This is a genomic window from Pseudomonas sp. NIBRBAC000502773 (assembly GCF_006517195.1).
Taxonomy (GTDB): domain Bacteria; phylum Pseudomonadota; class Gammaproteobacteria; order Pseudomonadales; family Pseudomonadaceae; genus Aquipseudomonas; species Aquipseudomonas marginalis.
Window position 1 is genome coordinate 1,013,460 of sequence record NZ_CP041189.1, and the last position, 26,157, is coordinate 1,039,616.

A 26,157-nucleotide genomic window follows, 5' to 3' on the forward strand; every position below is an offset into this window, starting at 1 on the left:
CTCTCCCACATTTTCTGAGCGCACTCCAATCCCCTGCCTCTACAATGTCCCCCATTCATCCCTGGGGGCTTCATGGACATCGAACTGGCACGCACTTTCCTGGAAATCACCCGCTGCGGCAGCCTGGCCGCCGCCGCCGAGAAACTGCACGTCACCCAGACCGCCATCACCGCACGCGTTAAAAACCTGGAAAGCCAACTGGGCAGTACGCTGTTCGTGCGCAACCGTGCCGGTGCTCGCCTGACCGCCGACGGCGAGGCGTTTGTGGTGTACGCCAACCAGTTGCTGCAAACCTGGGAAGCCGCGCGGCGCGACCTGCCTCTGCCCGATGGCTATCGCAATGTGCTGCATATCGGCGGTGAAGTCAGCCTGTGCAACCCGCTGATGCTCGGTTGGGCCCGGGCCCTGCGCGAACAGATCCCCGGGCATGCCCTGCGCACCGAAGTGCGTGAAGGTGAATACCTGCTGCGGCAGCTGGAGCTCGGCGTACTCGATGCGGCGCTGGTGTTCCAGCCGCAATACTGGCCGGGGTTGCAGGTGGAGCAGGTGCTGGAAGAAAAACTGATCCTGGTGCAATTGACGAGCAAACCGGCCCCGTACGTCTACATCGATTGGGGCCCGGGTTTCCGCCAGCAGCACGACGCGGCCCTGCCCGACAGGGCTCGCGCGGCGGTGAGTTTCAACCTCGGGCCGCTGGCGTTGCAGTACATCCTCGAGAATGGCGGCGCCGGGTATTTCCGCACGCGGGTGGTACAGAGCTACCTGGACAGCGGCGTGATGCAGCGCGTGCCCAAGGCCCCTGAATTCAGCTTCCCGACGTTCCTGGTGTACTCGCGGGCACGGGATTCGGCGGTGTTGCAACAGGCCCTGGGGCTGCTGCGTGAAGTGGTCAAGGCCGAGAGTGACTGGTCGCAGCGCTGGGACCCGTTGATCTGAATCCCTTCCCCGGCGCAGCACGCAAAACTCGCAGATTCCCGTGTACCAACTAAGCTCAGTCTCCAACAAAAAAACCTGAGCAGCCCGCCATGGTCCACCCCACCGAGACGTTTCGCAGCCGCTACCGCGCCGAGGTCAGCCCCCATTACAACCCCTGGCTGCACGCCGGCTTTGTGCTCGGCTATGGCGTGTGCTGCATCGGCCTGGCCGGGGCCTCCACCCACCGAGTTACGCCGTTCGAGTGGCTGACCGTGCCGCTGACCCTGGTGTTCTTCAACCTCTGTATCTACTTGGTGCATCGCCACCTCGGCCACCACAAGCACGCCTTGGCCCGCCTGTTCTATGCGCGCCACACCGGTGATCACCACAGCTTCTTTACCCCCGGCCACATGACCTACGACAGCCCGCGAGACTGGCGCGTCATTCTCTTTCCGGCGTGGCTGATCGTGCTGCACAGCCTGGTCATCACCCTCCCCGCCTGGTGGTTGCTCCAGCACCTGAACGCCAATGTCGCCGGGCTGTTCGCCGGAAGCATGATCCTCGGTTACCTGCTCTACGAAGTGTTCCACGCCTGCGAGCACTTGCCCGCCGACCACCCGCTGGCGCGCCTGCCGTGGATTCGCCAGATGCACCGACTGCACGCCCTGCATCACCGCCGCGAGCTGATGCAGGGGCGCAATTTCAATATCGTCCTCCCGCTGATGGATTACCTGTTCGGCACCCTGTACTGGGAACCGAACCCCAACGACAACCAGGAATCGTCATGAGTACCCGTCGAAAGAAAATGCGTCATCTGCTGTTTGTGCTGCTGCTGGCGGTGATCGCTTTCCTGCTGTTGATGCCGACCAAAGTGCAACCGGTGAACTGGGCTCCACCCAAGGCGCCATCGATGAAGGAAGGCGCCTATGCCGACAACCAACGCCTCAAGGCTGTGCAGAAAATCGGCGCCCAGGGCATCGCCGGCCCCGAGGCCTTGCTGCTCGATGCCCAGGGGCTTCTGATCAGCGGGCTGCATGACGGCCGCATCATCCGCACGTCGCCCGACAGCCCCACTCTGGAAGTGCTGGCCAACACCGGTGGTCGGCCGCTGGGCATGGCGCTGCACCCGGACGGGCGCTTGATCATTGCAGACGGGGTCAAGGGCTTGCTCGCGCTGGATCCCCAGCGCCAACTGACCGTCCTGAGCGCCAGCGCCAATGGCGTCCCCTTTGGCTTTACCAATGACGTGACCATCGATGCCGGCGGGCGCTATGCGTACTTCAGCGATGCTTCGAGCCGCTGGGGTTATGGCCAGGATGGCGAGGCGGTGATCGAGCATGGCGGCGATGGTCGCCTGCTGCGCTATGACTTTCGCAACGGCACCACCGAGGTGTTGCTGGACCAACTGCAATTCGCCAACGGCGTGGCCCTCGGCCCCGATGAAAATTACCTGCTGGTCAATGAAACCGGGGCGTATCGCATCAGCCGCTACTGGCTCAAGGGCGAACGTGCGGGCAACCACGACTTGTTTATCGACAACCTGCCCGGCCTGCCGGACAACCTCAGTTTCAACGGCCAGGACCGTTTCTGGGTGGCACTGTACTCACCACGCAACCCGCTGCTGGACAGCTTTGCCGGCTACCCCTTGCTGCGCAAGGTGATGGTGCGTGCGCTGATGGTGGTGCCCAAGCCCATTGAGCGCAAAGCCTTCGTGCTGGGGCTGGATACCGATGGCAAGGTCATCGCCAATTTGCAGGATGGCAGCGCCGGCAATTACTCGCCCATCACCACGGCCCGGGAATATGGCGACTGGCTGTACCTGGGCTCATTGAAGAATACGAGCATGGCGCGCTTGCCGTTGAAGCTGGCGTTGGCGCAATAACGCAAACAGGGCATACAGGCGCCTGGCCTGTATGCCCTGGGTACTACGGGTCACTCATGTTCAGCTCTTGGTGCTGCTCAGCAAGGTCTGTTTGCACAGGTGGCCGAAGCTGACGAACTCGGTGTTGTCACCACCGACGCCGATACCCGGGTATTCCAGTACTTCCATGCGCCACACGCCGTAGTTGAAGTCGGTACGCCAGGTGTTGTTGTAGCCCTGGGCGTAATCGACAAAGGTGGTCTGGAAATCACCGAAGCAGGTGCCCACGTTGATCGTGCCCGCCGCTTGGCCCGCACTGTCGGTCGCCGCCGAATACGCCTTGTAGACGATATCGCCGTTGGCCGGGTCGATCCGCTGGTCGAGATAGACGATCGGGTGCAGGCCCACCAACGGTGCACCGGTGCTGTCCGACAGGCCCATGGTCCAGGTCAGGTCGCGATAGGCTTGGGTGGTCATGTAGCCGTAGCCCACGCCGGAAGCCGAATACGGAATGCGCAACACGTTCGCCTCGCCCTTCACATCCGGGCTGTTGACCCGCGGGTTGGAACCGAACGACAAGTTGTACTTGCCGGTCGCGCTCCACGGCTCGTTCGGGTGCTGGTTCGGCCGCACACGCACCTTGACCACGCCACCGACACCCGGGCTCGGGATCGAGGTCGACACGACGTTGGCCCCCACGGTGACCCACTGGGCGCCATCGAAACGCTCGAGGATCCACTTGTTGCGCGTGCTGCCACTGGTCGCATCGGCCGTCAGCGCAATACCCACACTCTGGCCACGGACGGCGGTGAAATCGAAGTAATCGACATCATCCAGGCTGTCGGCGTTGCCGTTGATGTAGTTGAGGGTGTCCGGCAGTTGGAAAGCCGTGTCCGGGGTGTCATTGGGTTCGAACGCATCAAGGTTGGTATCGACCGCCACACCGAACTGAAAGCTCGAGCCCTGGACCGCAGCGTTGGCTTCCATGAACCAGTAGTAATCACCGGCCGGCACCACGCCGCCAAGGCTTTCATCGCCCGTGCCGGGGTTATTGGAGGTGCCCAGGGGCAGCGGATTGCCCTGGCCATCGTCCTGGAACAGCGACAACGACATGTCGGTGCCTGCGGTCTGGTTGACCAGCAGAACATTGATCCGCGCCTTCTGCGGCAGGTTGAAGTGGTAGCACAGCAGGTCGCCGGTTTGCACCCCATCGATCGTGTAGAGCGAGTTGATGTCCAGCGTCTGCTCACAGCCCTGGACCAGCGCAGCCTGTACGGCAGGCGCCGACTGGGCCGTGGTTTTCTGCAGCTTGGTCACCCTGGCCGGCGCAGTGTTGTCTTCCACCACCGAGTCAGCCTTCGCCTTGGGGGCAAACAGGGTTTTCTTCTGCTGGGCACCCGCCAGCAATTGCTGCTTGAGGGCAGCCGTCGCCTTGTTGGCCTTGATCTTCGCAGCGTTTTTCAACCCTTGCTTGACCGCAGGAGGCGCCGCTTGCGCAGCCAGGTGAGGGTATTGTTCAGCGAGGGCAAAGGCCGAGACAAAGCAGGTGGCCGCCATGGCCGCACCGAGCATAAAGGCTTTTTTCGATTTCATTTTTTATCCATCCATAGTTAAAAACTGAAGGTCAGGTGACATCCGGTCACCTGGGATGGAATGTAGGATAAGACTGGATGGATGTACAGTATTTTTCAGGAAAATGTGGCTTTAAGGAAAAATACGTTTAGGAAAAAGCTGGCTTCCTTTAGAGCCAAGTACCCCAAAAGCCCCAACTGACAGCCCAAAACATCACAAGCCGATAAGGCCATACGGCCCAACGCTTGAGGGCAAGGGGGATGGCGGCTAGCTCTACCTCGGTCACAAGACCGTCTTTCACGGAGCGTTTTGGTGTGCGAAGGATGTCAATCAACAGCGCCATGCGATTACCCCGATTGAGCTGCTGGTTTCGTTCCCAGCGTTGCCAATATTTACGAACCTCCGCGTTTTCACTGAAATAACTTTCCAGCTCGTCGAGCTTTGTATGCCCGGCATATAGAATCAGGCCCAAAACAACGAACGTTCCAATGATCATCACAAGGGTGTAGACGAGAAAAAACGACATCGTTAAGCGCCTTCTGGATGAAATATCAAATCACCATCAATCTCTATGATCCTTCCGCCCAGGAACGCCCCAGCATCGCCGCCTTTACTGCCGCCTATATACCCTCCCGCAGCCCCACCGATAACTCCACAGGTGAGTGCGCCACTTCCCCTAGTCGCCACACCTAAAAAAATGGTGCATGCGCGACGAGTCAGTTCAGCGCCTAATCCCCCAGCTCCAGCAGCCCCAGCCACTCCCCCCACCAACCTCCCCGTCTCCACATACTTCGCCCTCCTGCACTGCGCCTCCCGTCCCGTCACACACGCCTCCTTGATCTCCATCCCCGTCACGCCCACGTCCAGCGCGATCCCAATGAAAGTCCCGTTACCCAGCCACTTGGACATCTGCGCAATCTCGCGCATGCGCTGTGCATACCCCGCAATCTCGCCTTTATGCAGATAGCTTTTGGTCGAAATCCCCAGCACCTTCTTCAACGACTCATTGCCCTGCAACCCCGTGCCGAACCGTGCCGCGCCTTGCAGTTGCAGATCCAGGCGCCGGAACAACGCCTGGCGCTGTTTGATAAAGCCATCCCGGTCCAACGCACCGTCCTTCAAGCGCTGATGCAACCGCTCGATGTCCTCCAGGGTCTGCGCCACCTCCTCCAGATGCCGTGACCAGGCCGATGTCGCGCTGCCGATCCCAATAGAACCGTAGGCCATGAAGCTCTGCAGCAAGTCATAGTTGCCGAGCAACTCCCTGCCCGCCGAAGTATTCATTTCCAGGTTGCGCCGAACCTCTTCAGCATGACGCATCAACCAGGCTTCCTCGCTCGAACAGCTCACGCTGTAGGGATCGGGAATAATCACCAGTTGCCCCGGCGCGACCAGGCCGGGCCGCAGGTGCCGATTCAACACATCAAAATGATCGGAGCGTTGTCGGCTCGGGGCGCCCCCCATCAGGCGGGATTTCAAACTGGTGTAGTCCGTTGCGCGGTCGTTGATATAGCTCTGCGCCATGCCCTACATCCGAGATGCAAAGAAGATGGCGTCGAAATATAAGCAAGCACCTACGCCCCGAAAACAAGCGCAGGTGGTCTGAATTGCATTTGGGAAGTTGCCTACTTAAAGAAGAAACAGCACCTACAGAAACAACCCTAATATCCGGTCATCTCCAGGTACCCCACCCCACCCTCAAACCGTACCGGCCCTTCCCAGTACGGAATACTCAGGTTCATCCAGGCCTTGGGGTTGACAGCCTGGGTGGTGATATCCAGCTGCTTGCCGGGAATCTTCAGCGACCAGCGTGTGGGAATCTGGCGACCGTCGATCGCCGTGGTGTCCAGCGGTGCCAGTTGGATGTCGGCGTTGTGCAGGGTCTGGGTGTGGCCTTCGCGGTCGATCCAGGTGCCGGTCAGGTAGGACGCGCCGTCGGTTTGCCGCACCCGAAACAGCATCAGTTGCTCGCCACGGTCCAGGTGCAGGGAGAACCAGTCCCAGCCGGTCTGGCTGGCGGTCAGCGGTTGGCTGCTCCATTCGCGGTCGAGCCACGCAGGGCCGCTGACCTGATACGTCTGGCCGTCGATGCTGACGCTGCCCTCGGCGGTAAAAAAGGGCTGGCTGTAGTAGTACGACGCCTGGCCCTGATCGGATTTGCGGCTGTAGCCATGGTCGCCTTGCAGCACCAATGGCCGGCTGGAAGTCAGGCGCAGGTCGTAGGCAAATTGCGCCCCGCTGGCCTTGAGTTGCATGTCCGCCAACGCGCTCGCGGCGCCGGGCTGGCTGGCGAAATTCCAATCGTCGATCCAGGCGTTGAACGGCGCTGCCTGCGCCCCGGCCTGGCCGACGCCGCCGCGGGCGAAGCGTTCGGCGGCGTAGTGGCGGGTGGCGGAGGTGACGGCGGCGTGGCCGAGCCATACGGTCGAGTCGTGCCAGCCCGCTTGCGTCGGCCCGGCCTTGAGGGCGTTGCGAAACAGCGTCCATTGCACGCCGAACACATTGCCCTGGGCGTCCTTGAGGTTGGCGGTGACGTACCACCACTCGATCCGAAAGCCATCGTGGGGGCCATGGTCCTCGGGAAAGCTGAAGACTTTGCCGGGCAGCACCTGGGCAAAGTCGGCCGCATCACTGCCCAGGCCGGCGAAGCTTTCCTGGGGCGCGGGGACTTTGTCGCAGGCCGCCAGCAGTAATAACGCACACATCAACGCCCTAATCTTCATGGGCAAACGTCCTCAACAAATCCGCCGGACGGCTGCGGTACAGCTGCCATAGGGGCCAAGCCGACGCCAACAACGTGGCCAACATCGCCAGCCCCAGCAATTGTGCGAGCTGCCACGGGAACACTTGCAACGGCAGGCGCCAGCCAAAGGCCTGCACATTGATCACCGCATCCAGGCACCACGCCAGCAACAGCCCCAGGGGCAAGGCCAGCAGCAGCGTGAGCACCGCCAGCAGCCAGGTTTGCCCCAGGTTCAGCAGCATCAATTGCCTGCGCATCACCCCCAATGCCCACAGCGGGGCGAGTTGACCGAGGCGGCTCTGGCTCTGGGTCAGCAGGCTGATAAACAGCGCCACTCCGGCCACGCCCAGGGTCAGGCTGTTGAGCGCGGCGGTGGCGGCGAAGGTGCGCTCGAACACCTGGCTCGACCAGCCCTTGAGTTGCTGTTGATCGACGATACGGCTGTCTTCCAGGGCAAAGGCGCGCTGCACTTCACCCACCAGCGGCGCCACGTTTTCTGGCAACACCCGCAGGTTGAATCGCGCCGGCGTCAGTGTCGGCCAGTGGGCCAGCAGGTGCCGGGAATTGACCAGCACGTGGCCCTTGGGGTTGCCGTAATCGGCGTACACCCCCACTACGGTGGGCGACCACACCCCCTGGGGCGTGGGAATGCTCACCGTATCACCCAGCGTAACCCCCAGCAGCCGCGCCAGCTGTTCGCTGAGCATCAGGGTATCGCCTTGCTGCAACTGGTCCCACGGCGCCCTCGCCGCTTCCAGCAACGGCCAGTGCTGGCGATAGGTCGGGTCGTCGACCACGCCAAACAGATCCGCCGGCCAGCCCTGCAATTGCACCGCGACCTGCCAGGTGGGCAACACGGTGTGCACCAACGGTTGCTGCGCCAGCCAGGCGCTGAGTTGCTCTGCCTGGGCCGGGTTTTGCGGGTTGAGGTACAGCTCGGCGGTAAGGCGTTGCTCCAGCCAGTTATTGAAGGTGTGGCGAAAGCCCGAGGTCATGGAGCCCGCGCCGATATTCGCGGCCAGGGCCAACAGCAGCGCCATCAACGCCAGGCTCAGGGCCGGCAATTGTTGGCGACAGTCAGCCAGGAACCATTGGCCGAGGACCGAACGGCTGCGCCCCAATACGGCCTTCAACAGCTCATTGAGCACGACCGGCAACCCCAGGGCGGCGCCGAGCAGCAAGGCCGCCATCAACACAAAGCCCGCCGCCAGGCTGTCGCCCAGCCATAACGCCAACAACGCGATCAGCAAGGCCGTAGCCGCGACCCAGCCCTGACGCCGCAACCAGCGTCCATGGGCCTCGTGCCAGGCCTGGGCGTTGGCCAGCGCCAGCAACGGCAAACGCGCCGCGCGCCACAGGCTGCTGGCGCCGGCAAGCAAGGCGCCGAGCAGGCTCAAGCCCAACCCTGCCGCCCACCACCAGGGACTCAAGCTCAATTGGCCCGGTACCTCGGCGCCATACAGGCCGCGCAGGCTGGCGGCCACATCCGGCAGCAACAGGCTGGCCAGCAGGTAACCGCTGGCGACGCCGAGCACACCCCCCAGCAGCGACAAGGCCCCCAGCTCCACCCCCAGGCCGAGGATCAACATCCGCGCACTCACCCCACAGGCGCGCAATGTGCGCAACAACCCGCGCCGCTGCTCCAGGGCCAGGCCGATGGCCGCATGCACGATAAACAGCCCCACCACAAACGACAGGAAGCCCAGCGCATCAAGGTTCAGGTGAAAGCTCTCGGTCAGCCGCGCGAGGTTATTCTCCTCGCCCTGCTTGAGCTGCAGCCCGGCGGGCGGTGTGGGATGGCGAGCGGCGAAGGCCTTGTCCACCAGCAGGCGTGAGAGCTGGCCGGGCATCTCCAGCAGCGCCTGGGCAAACCCGATATCGGTGAGCAACAGGCCGGGCGCCATATCCGCCTGGACTTGCAATGGCGGCAGGCGCTGCCCATTCAGCGTGAGCGGTTGCTGGCCCTCGCGCAGTCCCAGGGCCTGCAAGGTGTGCGGTGCAATCCAGGTACGCCCCGGCGGTTCAAAGAAGGCCAGCATCTGCGCCTGGCTCAGGCGCTGCCCCGCCACTGCGCCGCTGCCGGGCAACGACAGCGGTTCAATGCCCATCAACTGCAGGCGCACGTCCTCATGCCCCTTGAGTTGCAGCCGCCCCTGCACCACCGGCGACACCGGCCACCCGGCGCGACGCAGTTGGGCAAACAGCGTTTGCGGGAAACTGGCAGCGTCCGGCGCACTGAGGCTGGCCTGGGGTTCGCCGCCGATCAATTGGCTGGCGCGCGCGTAACTGTCGCGGGCCTGGCTGTTGAGGGCCTGCACCCCGGTCAGCAGCGCGGTGGCCAGCCACAGGCCGGTGAGCACGCTGAAGAACTGCACCGGATGCCGTCGCCAATGGCTGAGCAAGGCACGCAAGGTCCAGTAAAACACCCTCACGTCGGCATGACCTGTCCATGATGCAGCACCACTTGCCGGTCCAGGCGGGCGGCGATGCGTGGGCTGTGGGTGACCATCAACAGGCTGGTGGGACTGTCGCGCAGCAGGTCCAACAGCAGTTGCAGGACCTCATCGCTGGTGGCTTCGTCGAGGTTGCCGGTGGGCTCGTCGGCCAACAGCAAACCCGGGCGCGAGGCCAACGCCCGCCCCACCGCCACCCGTTGCTGCTGGCCGCCCGAGAGTTGTTCCGGGTAACGCTTGAGCAAGTCCCCCAGGCCCAGGCGTTCGACCAATTGCGCCTGCCACTGCGGATCAAAACGCCCCGCCAGGCGGGCCTGGAACGCCAGGTTGTCGTCGACGCGCAAGCTGCCGATCAGGTTGAACTGCTGGAACACCAGGCCGATTTCGGTACGCCGCCAGTGGGCCAGTTGCGCCTCGCTCATGCGGTCAAGGCGCTGCTCACCTACCAGGATGCTGCCGCCGTCCACCCGATCAAGCCCGGCAACCAAGTGCAGCAGCGTGCTCTTGCCGCTGCCGGACTCACCCATCAACGCCAGGCTGCTGCGCGCGCCCAGGTGCAAGTCGACCCCCGCCAACACCGCCAACGGGCCTTGGGGGGTGGCGTAGCTTTTGAAGACACCTTGCACCTGCAACATGGGAGCACTCATCGGATGGCTGGCAATCGAGAATAACGGCTGAGGATCAAGGCCACGCAAATTTTTCACATGCTTTTCACCGGCCGCCCACCCACCACACTTTAAATTGCCGGCCATGCGTCACTCGTCGGCAACTTTTTAGTTGTCACGCCTGGCAACTTCTAACCGCAGCATGTTCAGCGAAAAGACAGCCACCCTGTGACAGCCTCGCGCTTCACTTCGGGCACTTGCCGACAAGTTGCGCCTAATTAATACAACACAGCCGATAGTGACCATGGTGAATGTAGTGGTTGACCTTACCCTGATTAAACCACGCTCGCGCCGAGCCTTTTTCAAGCGCCTCAAACCGCTTTGGCTCGGACTTGCCGTGCTCGCCGTGCTGCTCACTTGCGCGCTGTTCTGGCCGACTTCCCCGCGGGACCTTGGCGTCGGCAACCGCCTGCTGACCTCCCAGGTGCTGCCGCTGTGGCGCGACGGCGACTTGATCGTACTGGTGCGTCATGAAGAGCGCTGCGACCGTTCGAGCAACCCATGCCTGGGCCCGGTGGAAGGCGTGACGATCAACGGCAGCCACCACGCCGAAAACCTGGGAAAAGCCTTTAAATCTCTGGGCATGGACGGCACCGACGTACTCTCAAGCCCCGCCATTCGCACGGCCCAGACCTCGCGTTTCATGTTCGGCAAAACCGACATGACCTCCAGCGAACAAGCCGTCTGCGGCAAGGCCATGGGCGAAGAACTGCTCAGCCACAAACAGGCTGGACGCAACCTCGTATTCGTCACCCACAGCGGTTGCATCGCCGACTTTGAAACCGCCCTGGGCTTCCCCCACGCCACGTTTTCCGAGTACGGCAGCGCGCTGTTCGTGCAGGTGCTGGCCAACGGCAAGTTCAAGGCCCTGGGCATCATGAAAAACCAGGACTGGCCTGCCGCGCTTAAACAAATCTAAGTCATTCCCTTCCCGCCGCTACGGCTTATGTTCAGCAAAAAGACAGCCCTGTTCTGGCATGTTTAGTTGCGTCCTTAATTAAGGTCGTTATGACTATTTCCTGTTATTTAGTGACCGCTGTGACGACTTTCGCCATTACTTCATTAGTTGAAAAAACCACCATCAGACGTCAAGGAGCGACGTTTTCATGACTCGCCTGAAACCCCTGCCGGTACTCTTGCTGGCCTTCGTCGCGTTTTATCTGTTGCCACTGGGCCTGCACGGTTTGTGGATACCGGATGAAACCCGCTACGCCCAGATCAGCCAGGAGATGCTCCTGAGCGGCAACTGGGTGGCGCCGCACTTCATGGGCATCCGCTATTTCGAAAAACCGTCCGCCGGCTACTGGCTGATCGCCCTGGGCCAGGCCGTGTTTGGCCAGAACCTGTTCGGCGTGCGCATCGCCTCGGCCCTGACCACCGGCTTGAGTGTGCTGCTCGCTTACCTGATCGCCCGTCGCCTGTGGAACGACCCGCGCAAAAGTTTCGCCTGCGCCCTGCTCTACCTGAGCTTTGGCCTGGTGGCCGGGCAAGCGGGGTATTCCAATCTCGATCCGCAATTCACCTTGTGGGTCAACCTGAGCCTGGTGGCGCTGTGGTTTGCCCTCGACAGCAGCACCCTGCGCAGCCGTCTGGGCGCCTGGGCCGTGTTGGGATTTGCCTGTGCCATGGGGTTCATGACCAAGGGTTTCCTGGCGTGGGCGCTGCCGGTGCTGATTGCCGTGCCCTATATGCTCTGGCAGCGCCGCCTGGGCGAGTTGCTGCGGTATGGCCCGCTGGCCATCGGCGTGGCTGTGCTGGTGTGTTTGCCCTGGGTGCTGGCGATCCACACTCAGGAACCGGATTTCTGGCGCTTCTTTTTCTGGAATGAACACATCCGCCGCTTCAGCGCCGATAACGCGCAGCACGTGCGGCCCTGGTGGTTCTTCCTGCCGATCATGGCGGTGGCTTGCCTGCCGTGGGCCGGGCTGCTGCCCAACACCCTGTACCAGGCCTGGAAAGAAAAGCGCCAACCGGCAATCGCCTTCCTGGCCCTGTGGTTGCTGCTGCCCCTGGGCTTGTTCAGCCTGAGCAACGGCAAGCTGCCGACCTACATCATGCCGTGCCTGCTGCCCCTGGCGTTGCTGACGGGGCATACCCTGAGCGAGCTGGTCAGCCAGGGCAAAACCCGCACCCTGCGCCTCAATGGCCTGCTCAACTTCGTGATCGGCATGGCCGCCATGGTCGGGCTGATCTACCTGCAAATCGCCCGGCCGCTGTACAGCAACAGCCATGCCGAGATGTTCAGCCTGTCCCTGGCGTTTATCGTGCTACTGGGCTGGATCCTCACCAACCTGCTGCAAAGCGTGCGGCCGCTGACGCTGTGGGCGATGCCGGCCCTGGGCATCGGCCTGCTGGTGGTGCTGTTGCCGTCGAGCATGCCGGCCTACATCGCCGATAACGAAATGCCCGACCAATTTGTGCTGGAACACCTGGATGAGCTGCAGCACACCCACGCGCTGCTGAGCAACGAACTGGGGAGCGCCAGCGCCCTGGCCTGGCGTCTGCAAAGACCCGACGTGGCGCTGTATGACACCGAAGGCGAGTTGCGCTACGGCTTGCGGTACGCCGGTGCGGTCACACGCAAAGTGGAGCTGGAACAGGTTCAGGGCTGGCTCAAAGAGGCGCGCCAGCACGGCTCGGTCGGCGTGCTGCTGCGGGTCAACAGCACCAGTGAAATGCGCGAGGCCGGGCAATTGCCGCCCGGAGGCAAACGCTATTACAAGGGTTACCTGGAACTTATCCTCTACCCGCAGGCGCCATGATGCCCGGTTATTTCAAGACCGAACGCGGCGCCCTGCTGCTGTTGCTCGGCGTCTCGGCCCTGCTGCTGCTCACCGGCCTGGGCGCGCGTGACCTGTGGGGCCCGGAAACCCGCTGGGCGAATATCGCCTTGCAGATGCTGCAAAGCGGCGATTATTTCGACCCGTACCTCAAGGGCGTGCCCTATTACGACAAACCCCTGCCCTCCTACTGGCTGATCACCGGCGCGGCCCACCTGATGGGGGGCCTCGGCCCCTGGTCGTTGCGCCTGCCATCGGTGATCGGCGCGTGGTTGAGTGTGTGGCTGGTGTACCTGATCGGCGAACGCCTGTTCCGCAAGGGCACCGGGCTGATCGCCGGCTGGATGCTCGCCACCACGTTCTACTTCCTGTTCTGGGCCCGCGTGGCCACGGCGGATGTGCTCACCGTGTGCGGCGTGCTGGCGGCCGTCGCCTGGTATTGGCGCGGCCCCGACGACACACGGCTGTGGCGCTACACGGTATTTTTCCTGTTGCTGGCCCTGACGTCCTTGTTCAAAGGCCTGATCGGCTTCGTGCTGCCCGGCCTGGTGCTGCTGCCGCACCTGCTCGGCGAACAGCGCTACAAGCGCCACCTCAACCTGCGCCTGGTGCTGGCCGTGCTGATCGCCGCAGCGATGTATGCCGTGCCATTTGTGCTGTCGCACTGCTACGGCGCACCGACCTATGGCGCGAGCGGCCTGGCGTTGGTGTTCCGGGAAAACGTGGTGCGGTTCTTCGACCCGTTCGACCATATGGGGCCGATCTACACCTACCTGATCTACCTGCCCGCCTACACCCTGCCCTGGGCCCCGTGCTGGCTGCTGGGCCTGTGGCTGGCCATGCGGCACTGGCGTCACACCCCACCGAACGTGCGCTGGCTGGTGTGGGGCCTGGGCCTGCTGTTTGTGTTCTTTACCGCCAGCGGTAGCCGGCGCAGCTACTACGTGCTGCCGCTGGTGCCATTTGCCCAGTTGCTGGCGGCGTGGTGGGTGAGTGAGCGCGTGTTGAAACAGCCCGCCAGCTGGCCGCGCTGGCAGAAGGGTTTGGGTATCGCGGCCGCACTCATGCTGTTGATCCTGGGCGTGGCCTATCCCTGGTCCAACAGCAATGGCGGCGTGACCCGCTTCGCCGACGATGTGCAAGCCCAAGCGCGCAAAACCGCGCCCTGGAATCAATGGCAAATGGTGCTGGTAGAGGTCGATAACAAACTGCCGATGTACCTGCAAAATGGCGGCAAGCCGTTCTACTACATCGCCGAAACCCAGGACTTCCCCCGCCAGGGCGACAGCGCCGCGCTGATGGCCTGGCTGGAAAAAACCAGCGGCCAGGCCTTCGACCCGCACCGTACGATCATCGTCGCGCAGTTTTCCAAGGATGATCCGACGCCGCTGGCCTATCTGGGTGCCGACCATCAGCGGATCACCACCCAGCCGGACAATGGCGAACGGCTGTTTCACCCGCGTGAAGAGGGCAGTGTGGCGTTTATCCCAATGGGTAAATAGCGATACGAAAATGACTGCTTAGCCCGTTGGCAACCCGGCCGCATGAATGAAGGCCTCATCCAAACTGTTAGCGCCATACGCACGCATGAAGCCTTTGGCGTCAGTGAAATGATTGAAGCGCCGCTGACTTAGCATATAAAAATCGTCGCAGTGACTGACGATTTCATCGACATTATGCGAAGAAACAAGTACAGCAACCCCCTCGGCTGCAGCCCCCTCTAGGCACCTCCAAATATGGTAACGAAACTCGGGATCTACACCCGCAGTAGGCTCATCCAATATCACCAGATCAGCGTTAACGGAGAGTAGCGACAACGTGAAAAACCAACGTTTTTCTCCATAACTGCATAAGGAAGATTTTTTCTGCCAGATGTCGCAATAACGTTCGGCCACGCCAGGGCTCCACCGTTCGATTTTTCGTAACGCATCCCGTTGAGTTACTAAGGAATCTGCACAAAAAAGCATCATCATATTAAAGATATCGAACATGCGAAGTACAGGTGGCGTCGCGATTATTTGCGAAAGATAAAGCAGCTTGGAAAATGAATTATATATTTCACCGCCATGCATTTTCTTCAGCAAACAAATCACATCAAAAAACGTCGTTTTCCCAGAACCATTAGGCCCCAATAGCCCTGAAATAAAACCCGCTTCAACCTTGATGGATGCCTTGTCGAACAAGATGTGATTCGCATATCTGACATCAAGAGACTTCACCAAAAGCTGCTTCATCAGTAACGACTCCAGACTGGATTAATCAATAAAAATCGATAAGTCACCCACAACGATAAGCAGAATGAAGCCACCACCACCCTAACGACTCGCGAGGACGCTATCACCCCCTCTAACATAATCTGGTTCGCCCACCACATCGGGTTAAAGAGCGTCACCCCCCCTGGCAAAGAGTGAGGCGAGTTTACGCTAACTATTCCTAATGCCAACATCAGGAAGGACAGGATCGAAAAGACAGTATTCGTATTCTGAAATCCCATGGGAATGAGTGTCAGCAAAAGCGACAACGTGGAAAACAGAAGAAAACACACATAGAACCTACCAATGACCGTCGCTAATTCAAACCACTCCATCCCGCCAAAATAGAGTCGAGTAAAAGTATAAAAAACTGAAGAGTAAACTATAGCTATTACAGAATACGCCAAAAACTGCCCGAGAAGAAAGATAGATTTTGTACGGCGCGTATAGACAAATGAACGCAAAAATCCACTTTCCCTGCGCCCGACGATGTAAAACGCCAGACCAAACAAAGCTACACTTGAGGACACAAACGCATAAAACCATGAGGTACTAGCGACGTAACTGACGGACTCTGCAGTGCTCGGCGCCCTTGCATAGAGTATTAAGTAGAAAGTCACCACTGGAGAAATCACAATCCAAAAAAGGGCAACAGGCTCCTTCAATTGTTCCTTGATGAAAAGTACCGCGAGCTTGAATGGTTTGAGCACTAGATAATAACTCATCAATCACCTCATGGAAACGGAACCATTTTACCCATTCGAGATGGGAGTATTTCAGCAGCAAAACGCTTAGAGTACTTATTAACTCCATTTATATTTTGCGAGCTATCCATATGTAAAAAAAGATCAGGCGAAACATATTTACAGAAAACACCGGCGACGCCATTGACCTTTGACTGCCTTGAATACAAATAACCTGCAACACCTTGATCATTCAATAGAGACAGTAACGTGAGCAATGTAAAATCCACCGCCCCTCTCTCTTCTTTATCGCCACCAGAAACGAGAACATCGCTGACCTCCTGATATGTCTCATATGAATTGCAATCTAAAAAATACCTAAGATAATCATCCTCAACTTTGTTCGGATCAGCATCAGTCGATTCGAATAAGTTAATAAATCGATAAGTTTGCCAAAGCTCAAGTATTGATTTCACCAAAGCTTCCGCCATGCTCGGCGCATAGGACATCCCCGCGCAATATTTTACATGATGGCGATCCTTGCTTCGTCCATACACGACTAATATACAAACTCCTGGGAACGTAGAATCTGAAATATCGAAAACGGCGACCTCACCTGAAGCGGCAAGTAAATCATATAGATGTTTTACATTTCCATGCACCAAGAGCTCTGCTATTCGTATAAGGCAAAGACGTGAACGGCATCTCTTTGTCAACCAAAATTTTAAAAGAAACTGACGCTCAAGATACTCCTTCACAGCGCCTAAGAATGCGAAATCTGCACGCCAGTGAAAGCTGCACCCGCAAGTATCTCTTCGGGGGTAAATAAAATTATCATTTTGAAGACCGTGCGACGAAAGTGAAATACAGATCGTCGGAATGAAACAGGTGGAAAGATCTAAAGTTCTCACTACTTGAGTGAGGGTAAATCTATGCGTTTCCAAAGCCTCGATAGAAATACGACTGGATGCCGTTTGACGAAATGCGCCAATAAAACTAGCGACTTCCGTGTCTGTTAGAAACTCACCAAGCACCCCTGTTTTTTTTGAAAGAATCTCTCTGTAAAAATGGCGACGCTCAAAATACTCCCCCAAGGCAGTCTTGATTGAGTTCGCCCCCCCTCCCACACCTGACCCGTTTACCGATAAAACGTCTGATACTTCTGCAGCGTTAGGCAAAGCGAGTAAGCCTGCGGGCTGAAACAGCAATGTTTCCGGGAGATCAGGCTTCTGCATCGAGTTAATCATTTTCATGTTGCTTACCTATAAAATGAACGCACATAGGAAAGAACAAAGCCGGGTTAACACCTAGAACTTTACAAAGCATCGAGTCCGTATACGCAGACCAGAGCCGGCAGGCCAGCCCAAGAGATTTGGCTTGGAGCTCCACGAGCATATAGATTGAGCCAATTTCCATGAGTGCCATTCGGTACCCACGATATCGATATTTGAATAAGTTCTTAGGCATATACGCGACGTATATAATTGCCAGACTAGGATCACCAATATCGTTAGGCGAGGATAGCAAAGCAGCCTTCAGCTTTTCGACATCAACCTCCAACTGCATTATTTCAAATTTCCTAGATACAGGAAGCAAATGCAGAATCGTTCCGACACCTGGCCAAGTAGAGTTTTCCTTGGTAAGCGAGCAAAGGAAAATTTCAGCCGGGTAAAGTGCTCCACCGCTTGGATATCCTCTTTTATAAGTCCCTCTACACCTCGAAAGTAATGGAAACATTAATTTTTTAACATCTGAAAAATCTAAAGATGAAGGTAAAAATCGTTCACATGACTCATTTCGATACAGCCACCTACCCCTCTCCTCATCAGACAACTCCAAATCGGTTGTCAAGTCCATATCTGGATATAGAGTCAGTTCATTTCCAGTTAACTGCTTTAAGTACTCTTCACTCAAACAATGCAAACCCGTGCGTGTCTCAAACGCCTTATGAAATACAAAATTCCCCTTACTATGAAAATCAAGCACATCCTCATATACCGAAGTATCTACAAACCTTAGATAATAATCGTGCGGAATATTTTTCATGAGTCTGCCCCTAAGCAATCACACATATACCAGTGTGAATTAGCCTCCTCAAAAATTTTTCCGTCGCTTAGCTGAACGTACGAGGTATGGAGAACGTCATCTTGGAATTTATGCCCACCATCAGCCTCGACAAAAAATTTGACTTGTCTAACGATAGCGCCAATTACGATCATCTCCTGATATAGACTTAGAGGTTTAGAGGGAACACTGACATGCTTATTTTTACAAAATGCTAAAATACTTGTCCATCTGCTTTTTGCGGGCATTACAGACTCATTATTAATAAGTCTATCAACCATACAAAAATGACAGGGGTTTCCTATCTCTGCAATATATGGTTGTCCTATGCAAAATAGAGCGCCTATTCGCCAGCAAACGCTAACAGCACTTTTTGGAGAGATTTTCACCAAATCAAAATACAGTTTCTTTATATTTTCGTAATCATAGAAATCGCACAAAAGCACTATAAAACACCTGCTATCTCTTGCTAGTTCCACCACATCATCTGAAAACCTTTGAAACTCCACTGCTCCAGACAGTTCGTTCCTAAAAATCGACTCAATATAAGATTTGCCCTCCCAGTCATGTACAATTATCGTCTTTTCAAAATATATTTCGTCAACCACCTTAAGAGGAATGATTCTTTCCAAGAACTCAAATGCATCTTTTACATTCAAGCCATTTTCCGAAAGCACCTCTTCCAACTCCTCCCTAGTAATTAAATTCGATAACTTAATCTGCCGAATTGCGCTCAGCAGAGGTTGTGAGTGCACTTTTGACATCCCCAGATCAGATATAACTAGACTTTCCGTTTCGAAATTCAAGATCTGATAATCAGGTACTATTATATTCATAGTGCTGTCCCCCGGAAGGCTTTCCGGCTAAGACCAGAAAGCCTCGTCATGTGGGTAATTATTGAAACTATTCATCGGCGATTGGCAGTTCCACTATCCCATTAGCGCAGCCGCCACTACCTCCATTACATCCGCCACCTCCTCCACAACCTCCACTGCCACCACATCCACCTTGGCTTCCAGACGCACCAGCATTACCTGCATAGGGATTGAATCCATGCTCATTCTCAAAACTTAAAACCAACTCTCCAAACTCGTCATTTTTCATTTTTGACTCCTAAATCACATCATTGATTGAATTGAGCCACTCACACAAGTGACAAGTAAAACTTAGTCGGCTCAAAAAAAATTTCAACTTTTTCAAAATGTCGATGTAGGAATATTAACCATTCAAATTAGGAAATTTCACTCACAACTATCAGAACCGAATTAAAAACTAAACGCTACCCATCAAATCAGCAACATAACCAACTATATTAAAATCAACACATTACCTACTGCTACCCTACACATTTAAACAACGCCTAACTAATTAGCAACTTTAGATATGAAATGCACATCCCAAAACTGCAGAAAAAAATCCGACCAATGGTGTCAGTTTTACCCACTGGTCAAGCTAACTCTGCAAATTGCGCTTGGTGTCGACTTTTCTTTGAACTTCATACGATGAGACGCTCCAGAAGCGAGACGTGCAGGCTTCATCTGGGGTGGCCAGCGGATGCGCATGGTCGCTCATTACAGTGCGCAAGGGCGTTGATTAATCCCGGCCAGTAATGAAGTAGCTACCCAATGAATAGTATTGGTTAATAACTAATCACACAGCTAAATCGCATAGCGAAGCGCTTTTGAGTTAGCAGGCAAAGGGCCGGACGTTAAATCCGACGCCGACGACCAAGTTGCGGAATCACCGTCTGCAGCACGTCCACCCGCTGCACCTGCGCCACCGTGCGCACGGCCAGTTGGGCCAACGTCGGGTGGCTGAACACGCTTCGCGCGTCCACCTCCAGCCCGGCCTTGCGCATTCGCGCCACCAGGTTCACCGCCAGCAGGGAATGCCCGCCCAATTCGAAGAAGTGGTCGTGGCGCCCTACCCGTTCCAGCCTCAAGACCTCAGCCCAAATACCGGCCATCAATGCTTCCACTTCGCCGACCGGCGCTTCGTAGCCACGGCTCAGCACTGCTGCCAGCCCCGGCTCCGGCAATGCCTTGCGGTCGAGTTTGCCGGCGGGGTTGAGGGGCAACACCTCCAACTGCACGAAGGCTGCCGGCACCATGTATTCCGGCAACTGCTCCAGCACGTGAGCACGCAGGTCTTCCAGGCTCGGCGCCGGGCCGCGAAGGGTGAAGTACGCGAGCAGACGCTCATCGCGAATCAGCACCGCCACTTCACGCAAGGCCGGATGCGCGAGCAGGCGCGATTCAATTTCTCCCAGTTCCAGGCGCACGCCGCGCAATTTGACCTGGAAGTCGTTGCGCCCGAGGAACTCCAGGTTGCCGTCCGGCAGATAGCGCACCAGATCCCCCGTGCGATACAGCCGGTCACCGGCCACGAACGGGCTGTCGATAAAGCGCTCGGCCGTCATCTGCGGCAATCCCAGATAGCCCCGGGCCACGCCGACACCGCCGATATGCAGCTGGCCGCTGACGCCCATGGGCACCGGCGCATCGTGTTCGTCCAACACATACAGGCGCGTGTTGTTGATCGCCCGGCCGATCGGCAGTTGCAACGCGGGCACCGGTGCGCCCGGTTCCAGGGTCCAGGCGCTGCTGTCCACCGTGGCTTCAGTGGGGCCGTAGACGTTATGCAGGCGCACCTTGGGCAAGCGCGCCTGCACGCCACGGGCCAGGGCCTCGGTGAGTTCGCCGCCGCCGCACAGCACGTCGGTGAGGCAGGTGCACAGGGCGGACTCTGGCAGTTCGAGGAACTGCTGCAACATCGCCGGTACGAATTTGATCACGCTGATCTGCTGCTCGCGAATCACTTGCGCCAGGTAAGCCGGCTCGCGATGCCCATCAGGCCGTGCAAGAACCAGGCGCATGCCGCTGGCGAGCGGCCAGAACAGCTCCCAGACCGAGCCGTCGAAGCTGAACGGCGCCCGTTGCAACAACGCACCGCCCTCGGCGTTGGAGAATAGCCGAGAGCCCCAGTGCATGAGGTTGCCCAGGCCACGATGCTCAATCATCACGCCTTTGGGCCTGCCGGTGGAGCCGGAGGTGTACATCACGTAGGCCAGGTTGGCGACGGTCAGCCCCGGCACCGACGGGTTGCCATCCGGCGCGTGATGCCAGGCGCAGTGGTCGAAGTCGATCACCGGAATTGCCACCTCCCCCGGCAAGTCGCGGGTGGCCGCGTGAACCAGCAGCGCGACAGGTTGGCTGTCCTGAAGCATGTACGCGAGGCGTTCGCGGGGGTAGCCGGGGTCCAACGGCACATAGGCGCCGCCCGCCTTGAGGATGGCCAACAATCCCACCACCAGGTCCAGGCCGCGTTCGACGCACAGCGCCACGCGAGCGTCCGGCTGCACACCGCGTTCGCGCAGGTGGTAGGCCAGCCGGTTGGCGCGCTCGTTCAGTTCCCGGTAAGTCAGCTGCAACGCCCCGGCCTGCACGGCCACGCCATTGGGAACGCGCCGCGCCTGGGCCTCAAAGAGCGCCTGGACGGTGAGGCTTGCGGGGTAATCAATTGCAGTGGCGTTGAAAGCCTGCAGCAAGGTGTGCAGTTCGCTGGCGGGCAGCACCTGCACCTCACGCAACGGCATGTGCGGGGCGTTTTCCAACGCATCCGCCAGGTTGACCAGGGTGGTTTCCAGGTAGTCCAGCACGCGCTCGGCGCCTACCTTGCGCGGGGCCTTGGCCTTGAGCTGAAAAGCACCGGGGCTGTCGTCCACGGTGAGCATCAACGGATAACTGAGGACGTCTTCGGCGCTGACCAGAGCAATGCCCGGCACCAGGGTGAAGTCACGCTCGGCGTCGGTGTGCCGGTAATTCAACAGGCTGTTGAACAGCGGCGCCACGCTGCAGCAGCGCTGCGCCAAAGCCAGCGACGCCTGCTCATGGGCGAGCAACGCGCTGAGACGGGCATGGGTGTCGCGCAGCGCATCGGTCACGTTGCGTCCGGCCAGGTGCAGGCGCAGTGGCAGGGTGTTGATGAACATGCCCAAGGCGCGGTCGGCGCCCTCGCCGGCCTGCAAACGGCCGAGCAGGACGGTGCCGAACACCCCGTCATCGCGGCCCGCCACGCGACTGAGGACCTGGGCCCAGGCCAGGTGAAACAGGCTGGCGGCGCTGACGCCCGCGCCACGCGCCTGGGCACGCAGGCGCAGCGTGAGGGCGGCGTCCAGGGTGCGGACCGCTTCTTCGGTGTCCGCCCGGTTGGCCTGGCGCGCTTGCACGCCGAAGGCCAGGGTCGGCTCGTCGACATCCCCCAACTGCTCGCGAAAGAACGCCTCGTGGGCGGCCTGACGCGTCGTTGAACGAGACTGCGCCAGCGCATTGCGGTAAGGCACCGGCACCGGTAATTGCCCCTGTTGGCCGAGCAGATGAGCGCGGATTTCCTGCATCAGAATCGTGGTCGACGTCGCGTCGTTCACCAGGTGATGAAAGCGCAGCCGGGCGACCCATCGCGTGGGTTCTTCGGCATACTCCAGCGCCATCAACGGTGCCTGGCGCAGATCCAGCGGCGCAGCGCCTTCGTTCCAGGGAAGCACGGGCAGGCGCGCCTCGCGCCACACCACCTGCATCGGCTGCTCCAGTGCCTCCCAGGCCAGGCTGGTGCGCAGGATGTCGTGGCGGTCGATCACCTGTTGCAGGGCATGGGCAAAGGCGTCCAGTTGCTCGCGCTGTTCGAAGCTGAACAGCGCCTGTTGCTGGTACGGGTCGTGGTCGTCGGTGAGATGGTGGTAGAGCAAGCCTTCCTGCAACGGCGCCAGGGGGTAGATCTCCTGCACATTGGCCGCACCGCCGGGAATGTCGGCAACGATGCGATCAATACCGGCCTGATCCAGCTCGGCCAGGGCCAGCAGGTCCGGGGTGATATGGCTGCACTGCGCCGGTATGCGATTGGCCGGCACATCTATGTCGCTGCCGGTACTCACCGCGGCCAGGGCCGCCAGTGTCGGCTGGCCGAACAGCACCTGCACATCTGCGTGCAAGCCGGCCTGGCGCATGCGCTGCACCAGGTGCACCGCCAATAAGGAATGCCCGCCCAGTTCGAAGAAATGATCGTGGCGCCCCACCTGCTCCACCTGCAACAGCTCGGCCCAGATCTGCGCCAGCAGCGTTTCCGCCCCCTCTCGCGGCGCTTCGAACACGCGCGTCACGAACGCCGCCTGGGTCGGCGCCGGCAGGGCCTTGCGGTCGAGCTTGCCGTTGGCAGTCAGGGGCCACGCCTGCAGTGGCATGTACGCCGCTGGCAACATGTAGTCGGGCAACGAGGCTTGCAGATGGGTGCGCAGGGTCTCGATGGCCACGGCCTGGCGTGGAATGAACCAGGCGAACAATTGCCCCTGGCGAGACAGCACCACGGCCTCCTGAACATCCGGGTGGGTGGCCAGGGCGGCTTCGATTTCACCCAATTCGATGCGCACGCCACGGATTTTGACCTGGTCATCATTGCGGCCCAGGTACTCAAGCTGGCCCTCGGGCAACCAGCGCGCCAGGTCGCCGGTGCGGTACATGCGCCCCGGCGCGAAGGGGTTGTCGAGAAAGCGTTCGGCGCTCAGGTCCGGACGGTTCAGGTAACCCCGTGCCACGCCTTTGCCGCCGACGTACACCTCCCCCACCACGCCGATGGGCACCGGCCGTTGCTGCGCATCCAACAGGTACACCGTGGTATTTGCGACGGGCGCGCCGATGTGCAACGGCCGGCCCACGTCGACGCGGCCGGAGGTGGCGACTACCGTGGCTTCGGTGGGGCCGTAGTTGTTGATCACCGCAAAGGGTTGCGCACGGGTGAAGCTGCGCAGACGGTCACCGCCGATCAGCAAGGTATGCAGGGTGGGGTGGACCAGGTCCTGGCTGAAGGCGTATTCGGCCACGGGCGTCGGCAGGAAGCACACATCCAACGGCTGCTCGCGCCACCAACCGAGCAGCGCATCAATGTCTTCCGCGCCGTCGTGAGCCGGTGGCAGATGCAAGGTCGCGCCCACGCATAACGCCGGCCAGACCTCCCAGGCCATCGCGTCAAAGCCAAATCCGGCAACGCTGGCGGTATGGCTGCCCGCGTGCAGGTTAAAGGCCTGGCAGTGCCAATCCACCAGGTTGACGACGCTGTGGTGCTCGACCATCACACCTTTAGGCAAGCCGGTGGAGCCGGAGGTGTAAATCACGTAGGCGAGGTTCGACGGTTCGACCCTCACGCCAGGGTTGCTGCCAGGGCGAACAACCGGCCGATCCAGCGCAATCACCGGTATCGCCAACGCCGGCAGGCGTGGCAACAGCGCCTGCTGGGTCAACACCGCCACCGGCGCGCTGTCCTGCAGCAGGTAGTTCAAGCGTTCGGCGGGATGGGCCGGGTCGATCGGCACATAGCAGGCGCCGGACTTGAGAATCCCCAGCAGCCCTGCCAGGGTCTCCAACCCGCGCCGGGCCAGTACAGCCACGCGATCATCCGGGCGAACACCGTGCGCGATCAGTTGATGGGCCAGGGCATTGGCCTGCTGGTTGAGCTGGGCGTAAGTCAGCTGGCGATTCTGGTAAATCGCAGCGACCGCATCCGGCGTGCGTAGTGCCTGGGCTTCGATCCGCCCGTGCAGGGTGTGTGGCTGCGCGCTGGGCTGGACGGTAGCGTTCCACCGTTGCAACTGGGCCTGTTCGGCAGGCGTGACCAGGGAGAACGCGCCAATCTGCAACGCGCTATTCTCCAGCCCCTGCTCCAGCAATCCGCTCAGCCGCTGCGCCAATGCGCGCACTTCGTCGTGCTGGAAGTATGCCTCGTTGTACACGCAATGCAGGCACGCGGTGCCCTGGTGACGGTTACTGCGCAGGTGGATGGCCAATGGCAGCGGTTCGTGGAGGTTGGAGACTTTGATCGCACGGGCCTGGGTGGCGCCGTAGCGCAGCTCATGGTCGTCCTGCTCGAAGGACACCGACACGTCAAAGAGTTGGCCGCGCTGCGAACGGTGCAAGCCCAGTTCACGGTTCATCTCGCTCAAGGGGAAACGCTGGTGGCGCATATCCTCCTTGAGCCGGTCGCGCACCCCGCGCACCAAGGCACCGAACGGCAACTGTTCATCGAACTGCAACTGCACGGCACTGACCTGGGCAAACAGCCCCACAGTCGCCCGAAACCGCGCGTTGGAGCGGTTGAGTATCGGCAGGCCCAGCACCCAATCCTGACGCTGGGCGGTGCGGGTGAAATACACATACAGCGCCGCCAGCAGCACATGAAACGCCGAGGCCTGGTAACGATTGCCCACCTGTTCCATGCGGGTGAGCAAGGCCATCGGAAAGCCTTGCACCAGGGTGTTGCTGCCGGCCTTGGCGTTGTGCCGGGGCGTGAGCAGCGGCTCCGGTAAAACCGGGTATCTGTCCAACCAATAGGCGCGGTCGCGGGCGAAGCGTGCCGAGGCGTGATAGCGCTGGTCGGCGTCGATGAATTCGACATAGGACGGTGCCGGCGGCTCCGGTGGCCGGCCTTGCTCCAGCGCGGTGTACAGGTGCGCCAGGGATTGCAGCATCTGGCCAAAGCCCCAGCCGTCGAGGATCACATGATGGGCCTGGGTGCCGAGGCGGTAGTGGTTGTCGTCGAGTTTGACCAGGAAGAAACGGAACAGCGGCGCGCCCTCCATCTGATAAGGCCGGGCCATCTGCGCGTGCATCAAGGCCTGGCTCGCGGCCTCGGGGTCGGGCAGCGCGCTGAAATCGTGCAGTGCCACTTGCGTCGACAACCCAGGGGCAAAGGTTTGTCGAGGCAAGCCGTCGGCGTCACTGTGCAACTGGGTGCGCAGCGCATCGTGCCTGACCACCAACTGCTCGACAGCACGCTGAATCAATTCACGGTCCACCGGGCCTTCGAAGTCGACGTAACCGCCGATGTTATACAGCGGCGAATCGCCCGCCCGCAGTTGGTCGAGCCAGATGTCCTGTTGGGCCGCGGTGAGGGGAAAGCTGGCCGGCAGGCTGGGAAAATGCTGCATAAGATCCTTCTCATGGGTATCAGGCACTGGCCGCGCGGGGAGCCCCTTTACGGCGAAATTGCCGGATTTGAGCATTGGAGGTCGCGAGCTGTCTGTCACCCTAAACCCGGACACCCAAACGGATGGATCCGGGTTGGCTGAAGGTTCATTGCTGAAACGATTAAAGCCCTGTAGGAAATTGGCTACATCTACTCGCT

19 protein-coding genes are annotated in these 26,157 nt (G+C 59.4%); 6 read left to right on the forward strand and 13 right to left on the reverse strand.

All coding sequences use genetic code 11. The annotated features are described in order from the left end of the window. Positions 1 to 72: 72 nt before the first annotated feature. From NIBR502773_RS04535 to NIBR502773_RS04545, 3 genes are all read left to right on the forward strand, one after another. On the forward strand, positions 73 to 936 hold the full coding sequence (locus NIBR502773_RS04535) for a LysR family transcriptional regulator (RefSeq protein WP_027606159.1): 864 nt from the start codon (positions 73 to 75) through the stop codon (positions 934 to 936). Between the two features lie 89 nt (positions 937 to 1,025). Further along, complete coding sequence (locus tag NIBR502773_RS04540; RefSeq protein ID WP_027606158.1) at positions 1,026 to 1,703, forward strand: sterol desaturase family protein; 678 nt, start codon at positions 1,026 to 1,028, stop codon at positions 1,701 to 1,703. After that, positions 1,700 to 2,797, forward strand: coding sequence for an SMP-30/gluconolactonase/LRE family protein (locus NIBR502773_RS04545; RefSeq protein WP_065948440.1), 1,098 nt, complete (start codon positions 1,700 to 1,702; stop codon positions 2,795 to 2,797). The genes NIBR502773_RS04540 and NIBR502773_RS04545 overlap by 4 nt, the downstream gene beginning before the upstream one ends. A 60-nt stretch (positions 2,798 to 2,857) precedes the next feature. Here NIBR502773_RS04545 and NIBR502773_RS04550 read toward each other — a convergent pair whose 3' ends face one another. From NIBR502773_RS04550 to NIBR502773_RS04575, 6 genes are all read right to left on the reverse strand, one after another. Further along, positions 2,858 to 4,369 carry a hypothetical protein gene (locus NIBR502773_RS04550; RefSeq protein ID WP_141155483.1) on the reverse strand — a complete coding sequence of 504 codons (1,512 nt, stop codon included), beginning with the start codon at positions 4,367 to 4,369 and terminating at the stop codon, positions 2,858 to 2,860. 148 nt (positions 4,370 to 4,517) lie between these two features. After that, on the reverse strand, positions 4,518 to 4,874 hold the full coding sequence (locus NIBR502773_RS04555) for a hypothetical protein (RefSeq protein WP_141155484.1): 357 nt from the start codon (positions 4,872 to 4,874) through the stop codon (positions 4,518 to 4,520). Positions 4,875 to 4,876: 2 nt separating this feature from the next. Then, complete coding sequence (locus NIBR502773_RS04560) at positions 4,877 to 5,872, reverse strand: hypothetical protein (protein WP_141155485.1); 996 nt, start codon at positions 5,870 to 5,872, stop codon at positions 4,877 to 4,879. 137 nt (positions 5,873 to 6,009) lie between these two features. Next, positions 6,010 to 7,071, reverse strand: a complete 1,062-nt coding sequence (locus NIBR502773_RS04565; protein ID WP_141155486.1) for a lipocalin-like domain-containing protein — start codon at positions 7,069 to 7,071, stop codon at positions 6,010 to 6,012. Beyond that, a complete protein-coding gene (locus tag NIBR502773_RS04570) occupies positions 7,061 to 9,523 on the reverse strand; it encodes an FtsX-like permease family protein (RefSeq protein ID WP_141155487.1) in 2,463 nt (820 codons plus the stop codon). Before NIBR502773_RS04570 ends, NIBR502773_RS04565 begins: the two co-directional genes overlap by 11 nt. Then, complete coding sequence (locus tag NIBR502773_RS04575; protein WP_065940224.1) at positions 9,520 to 10,179, reverse strand: ABC transporter ATP-binding protein; 660 nt, start codon at positions 10,177 to 10,179, stop codon at positions 9,520 to 9,522. Before NIBR502773_RS04575 ends, NIBR502773_RS04570 begins: the two co-directional genes overlap by 4 nt. Positions 10,180 to 10,453: 274 nt before the next feature. On the opposite strand from NIBR502773_RS04575, the gene NIBR502773_RS04580 reads away from it, so the two are divergent. The 3 genes from NIBR502773_RS04580 (at position 10,454) to NIBR502773_RS04590 (ending at position 14,491) form a co-directional block, all read left to right on the forward strand. Beyond that, entirely contained in the window at positions 10,454 to 11,128 is a 675-nt protein-coding gene (locus NIBR502773_RS04580) for a histidine phosphatase family protein (protein WP_141155488.1), read from the forward strand. A gap of 187 nt (positions 11,129 to 11,315) precedes the next feature. Continuing rightward, positions 11,316 to 12,971 carry a lipid IV(A) 4-amino-4-deoxy-L-arabinosyltransferase gene (arnT, locus tag NIBR502773_RS04585; protein ID WP_141155489.1) on the forward strand — a complete coding sequence of 552 codons (1,656 nt, stop codon included), beginning with the start codon at positions 11,316 to 11,318 and terminating at the stop codon, positions 12,969 to 12,971. Further along, positions 12,971 to 14,491, forward strand: a complete 1,521-nt coding sequence (locus NIBR502773_RS04590; RefSeq protein WP_141155490.1) for a glycosyltransferase family 39 protein — start codon at positions 12,971 to 12,973, stop codon at positions 14,489 to 14,491. Before arnT ends, NIBR502773_RS04590 begins: the two co-directional genes overlap by 1 nt. Before the next feature lie 18 nt (positions 14,492 to 14,509). On the opposite strand, the gene NIBR502773_RS04595 is transcribed toward NIBR502773_RS04590, so the two are convergent. The 7 genes from NIBR502773_RS04595 to NIBR502773_RS04625 all read right to left on the reverse strand — a co-directional run bounded on the left by NIBR502773_RS04595 (position 14,510) and on the right by NIBR502773_RS04625 (position 25,960). Beyond that, a complete protein-coding gene (locus tag NIBR502773_RS04595) occupies positions 14,510 to 15,223 on the reverse strand; it encodes an AAA family ATPase (RefSeq protein ID WP_141155491.1) in 714 nt (237 codons plus the stop codon). Beyond that, positions 15,223 to 15,966, reverse strand: a complete 744-nt coding sequence (locus NIBR502773_RS04600; protein ID WP_141155492.1) for an ABC transporter permease — start codon at positions 15,964 to 15,966, stop codon at positions 15,223 to 15,225. The genes NIBR502773_RS04595 and NIBR502773_RS04600 overlap by 1 nt, the downstream gene beginning before the upstream one ends. 8 nt (positions 15,967 to 15,974) lie before the next feature. After that, positions 15,975 to 17,177, reverse strand: a complete 1,203-nt coding sequence (locus NIBR502773_RS04605) for a YcaO-like family protein (RefSeq protein ID WP_141155493.1) — start codon at positions 17,175 to 17,177, stop codon at positions 15,975 to 15,977. Continuing rightward, positions 17,164 to 17,970 (reverse strand): SagB/ThcOx family dehydrogenase, encoded by an 807-nt coding sequence (locus NIBR502773_RS04610; RefSeq protein WP_141155494.1) that lies wholly within the window; start codon positions 17,968 to 17,970, stop codon positions 17,164 to 17,166. Before NIBR502773_RS04610 ends, NIBR502773_RS04605 begins: the two co-directional genes overlap by 14 nt. Continuing rightward, positions 17,967 to 18,824 (reverse strand): McbB family protein, encoded by an 858-nt coding sequence (locus NIBR502773_RS04615; protein WP_141155495.1) that lies wholly within the window; start codon positions 18,822 to 18,824, stop codon positions 17,967 to 17,969. Before NIBR502773_RS04615 ends, NIBR502773_RS04610 begins: the two co-directional genes overlap by 4 nt. A 67-nt stretch (positions 18,825 to 18,891) precedes the next feature. Continuing rightward, the gene (locus tag NIBR502773_RS04620; protein WP_141155496.1) at positions 18,892 to 19,092 is read right to left on the reverse strand and encodes a hypothetical protein; all 201 of its coding nucleotides are present in this window, start codon (positions 19,090 to 19,092) and stop codon (positions 18,892 to 18,894) included. Between the two features lie 604 nt (positions 19,093 to 19,696). Further along, positions 19,697 to 25,960 (reverse strand): non-ribosomal peptide synthetase, encoded by a 6,264-nt coding sequence (locus NIBR502773_RS04625; protein WP_141155497.1) that lies wholly within the window; start codon positions 25,958 to 25,960, stop codon positions 19,697 to 19,699. Positions 25,961 to 26,157: the final 197 nt, after the last annotated feature.

What these genes read in the sequence shown, in the direction of transcription:
- NIBR502773_RS04605 (WP_141155493.1), bottom strand. Translation starts at nt 17,177, where the DNA reads ATGAAAATGATTAACTCGATGCAGAAGCCTGATCTCCCGGAAACATTG.
- NIBR502773_RS04555 (WP_141155484.1), bottom strand. Translation starts at nt 4,874, where the DNA reads ATGTCGTTTTTTCTCGTCTACACCCTTGTGATGATCATTGGAACGTTC.
- NIBR502773_RS04625 (WP_141155497.1), bottom strand. Translation starts at nt 25,960, where the DNA reads ATGCAGCATTTTCCCAGCCTGCCGGCCAGCTTTCCCCTCACCGCGGCC.
- NIBR502773_RS04610 (WP_141155494.1), bottom strand. Translation starts at nt 17,970, where the DNA reads ATGAAAAATATTCCGCACGATTATTATCTAAGGTTTGTAGATACTTCG.
- NIBR502773_RS04620 (WP_141155496.1), bottom strand. Translation starts at nt 19,092, where the DNA reads ATGAAAAATGACGAGTTTGGAGAGTTGGTTTTAAGTTTTGAGAATGAG.
- NIBR502773_RS04575 (WP_065940224.1), bottom strand. Translation starts at nt 10,179, where the DNA reads ATGTTGCAGGTGCAAGGTGTCTTCAAAAGCTACGCCACCCCCCAAGGC.
- NIBR502773_RS04545 (WP_065948440.1), top strand. Translation starts at nt 1,700, where the DNA reads ATGAGTACCCGTCGAAAGAAAATGCGTCATCTGCTGTTTGTGCTGCTG.
- NIBR502773_RS04550 (WP_141155483.1), bottom strand. Translation starts at nt 4,369, where the DNA reads ATGAAATCGAAAAAAGCCTTTATGCTCGGTGCGGCCATGGCGGCCACC.
- NIBR502773_RS04590 (WP_141155490.1), top strand. Translation starts at nt 12,971, where the DNA reads ATGCCCGGTTATTTCAAGACCGAACGCGGCGCCCTGCTGCTGTTGCTC.
- NIBR502773_RS04595 (WP_141155491.1), bottom strand. Translation starts at nt 15,223, where the DNA reads ATGAAGCAGCTTTTGGTGAAGTCTCTTGATGTCAGATATGCGAATCAC.
- NIBR502773_RS04615 (WP_141155495.1), bottom strand. Translation starts at nt 18,824, where the DNA reads ATGAATATAATAGTACCTGATTATCAGATCTTGAATTTCGAAACGGAA.
- NIBR502773_RS04600 (WP_141155492.1), bottom strand. Translation starts at nt 15,966, where the DNA reads ATGAGTTATTATCTAGTGCTCAAACCATTCAAGCTCGCGGTACTTTTC.
- arnT (WP_141155489.1), top strand. Translation starts at nt 11,316, where the DNA reads ATGACTCGCCTGAAACCCCTGCCGGTACTCTTGCTGGCCTTCGTCGCG.
- NIBR502773_RS04560 (WP_141155485.1), bottom strand. Translation starts at nt 5,872, where the DNA reads ATGGCGCAGAGCTATATCAACGACCGCGCAACGGACTACACCAGTTTG.
- NIBR502773_RS04540 (WP_027606158.1), top strand. Translation starts at nt 1,026, where the DNA reads ATGGTCCACCCCACCGAGACGTTTCGCAGCCGCTACCGCGCCGAGGTC.
- NIBR502773_RS04580 (WP_141155488.1), top strand. Translation starts at nt 10,454, where the DNA reads ATGGTGAATGTAGTGGTTGACCTTACCCTGATTAAACCACGCTCGCGC.
- NIBR502773_RS04535 (WP_027606159.1), top strand. Translation starts at nt 73, where the DNA reads ATGGACATCGAACTGGCACGCACTTTCCTGGAAATCACCCGCTGCGGC.
- NIBR502773_RS04565 (WP_141155486.1), bottom strand. Translation starts at nt 7,071, where the DNA reads ATGAAGATTAGGGCGTTGATGTGTGCGTTATTACTGCTGGCGGCCTGC.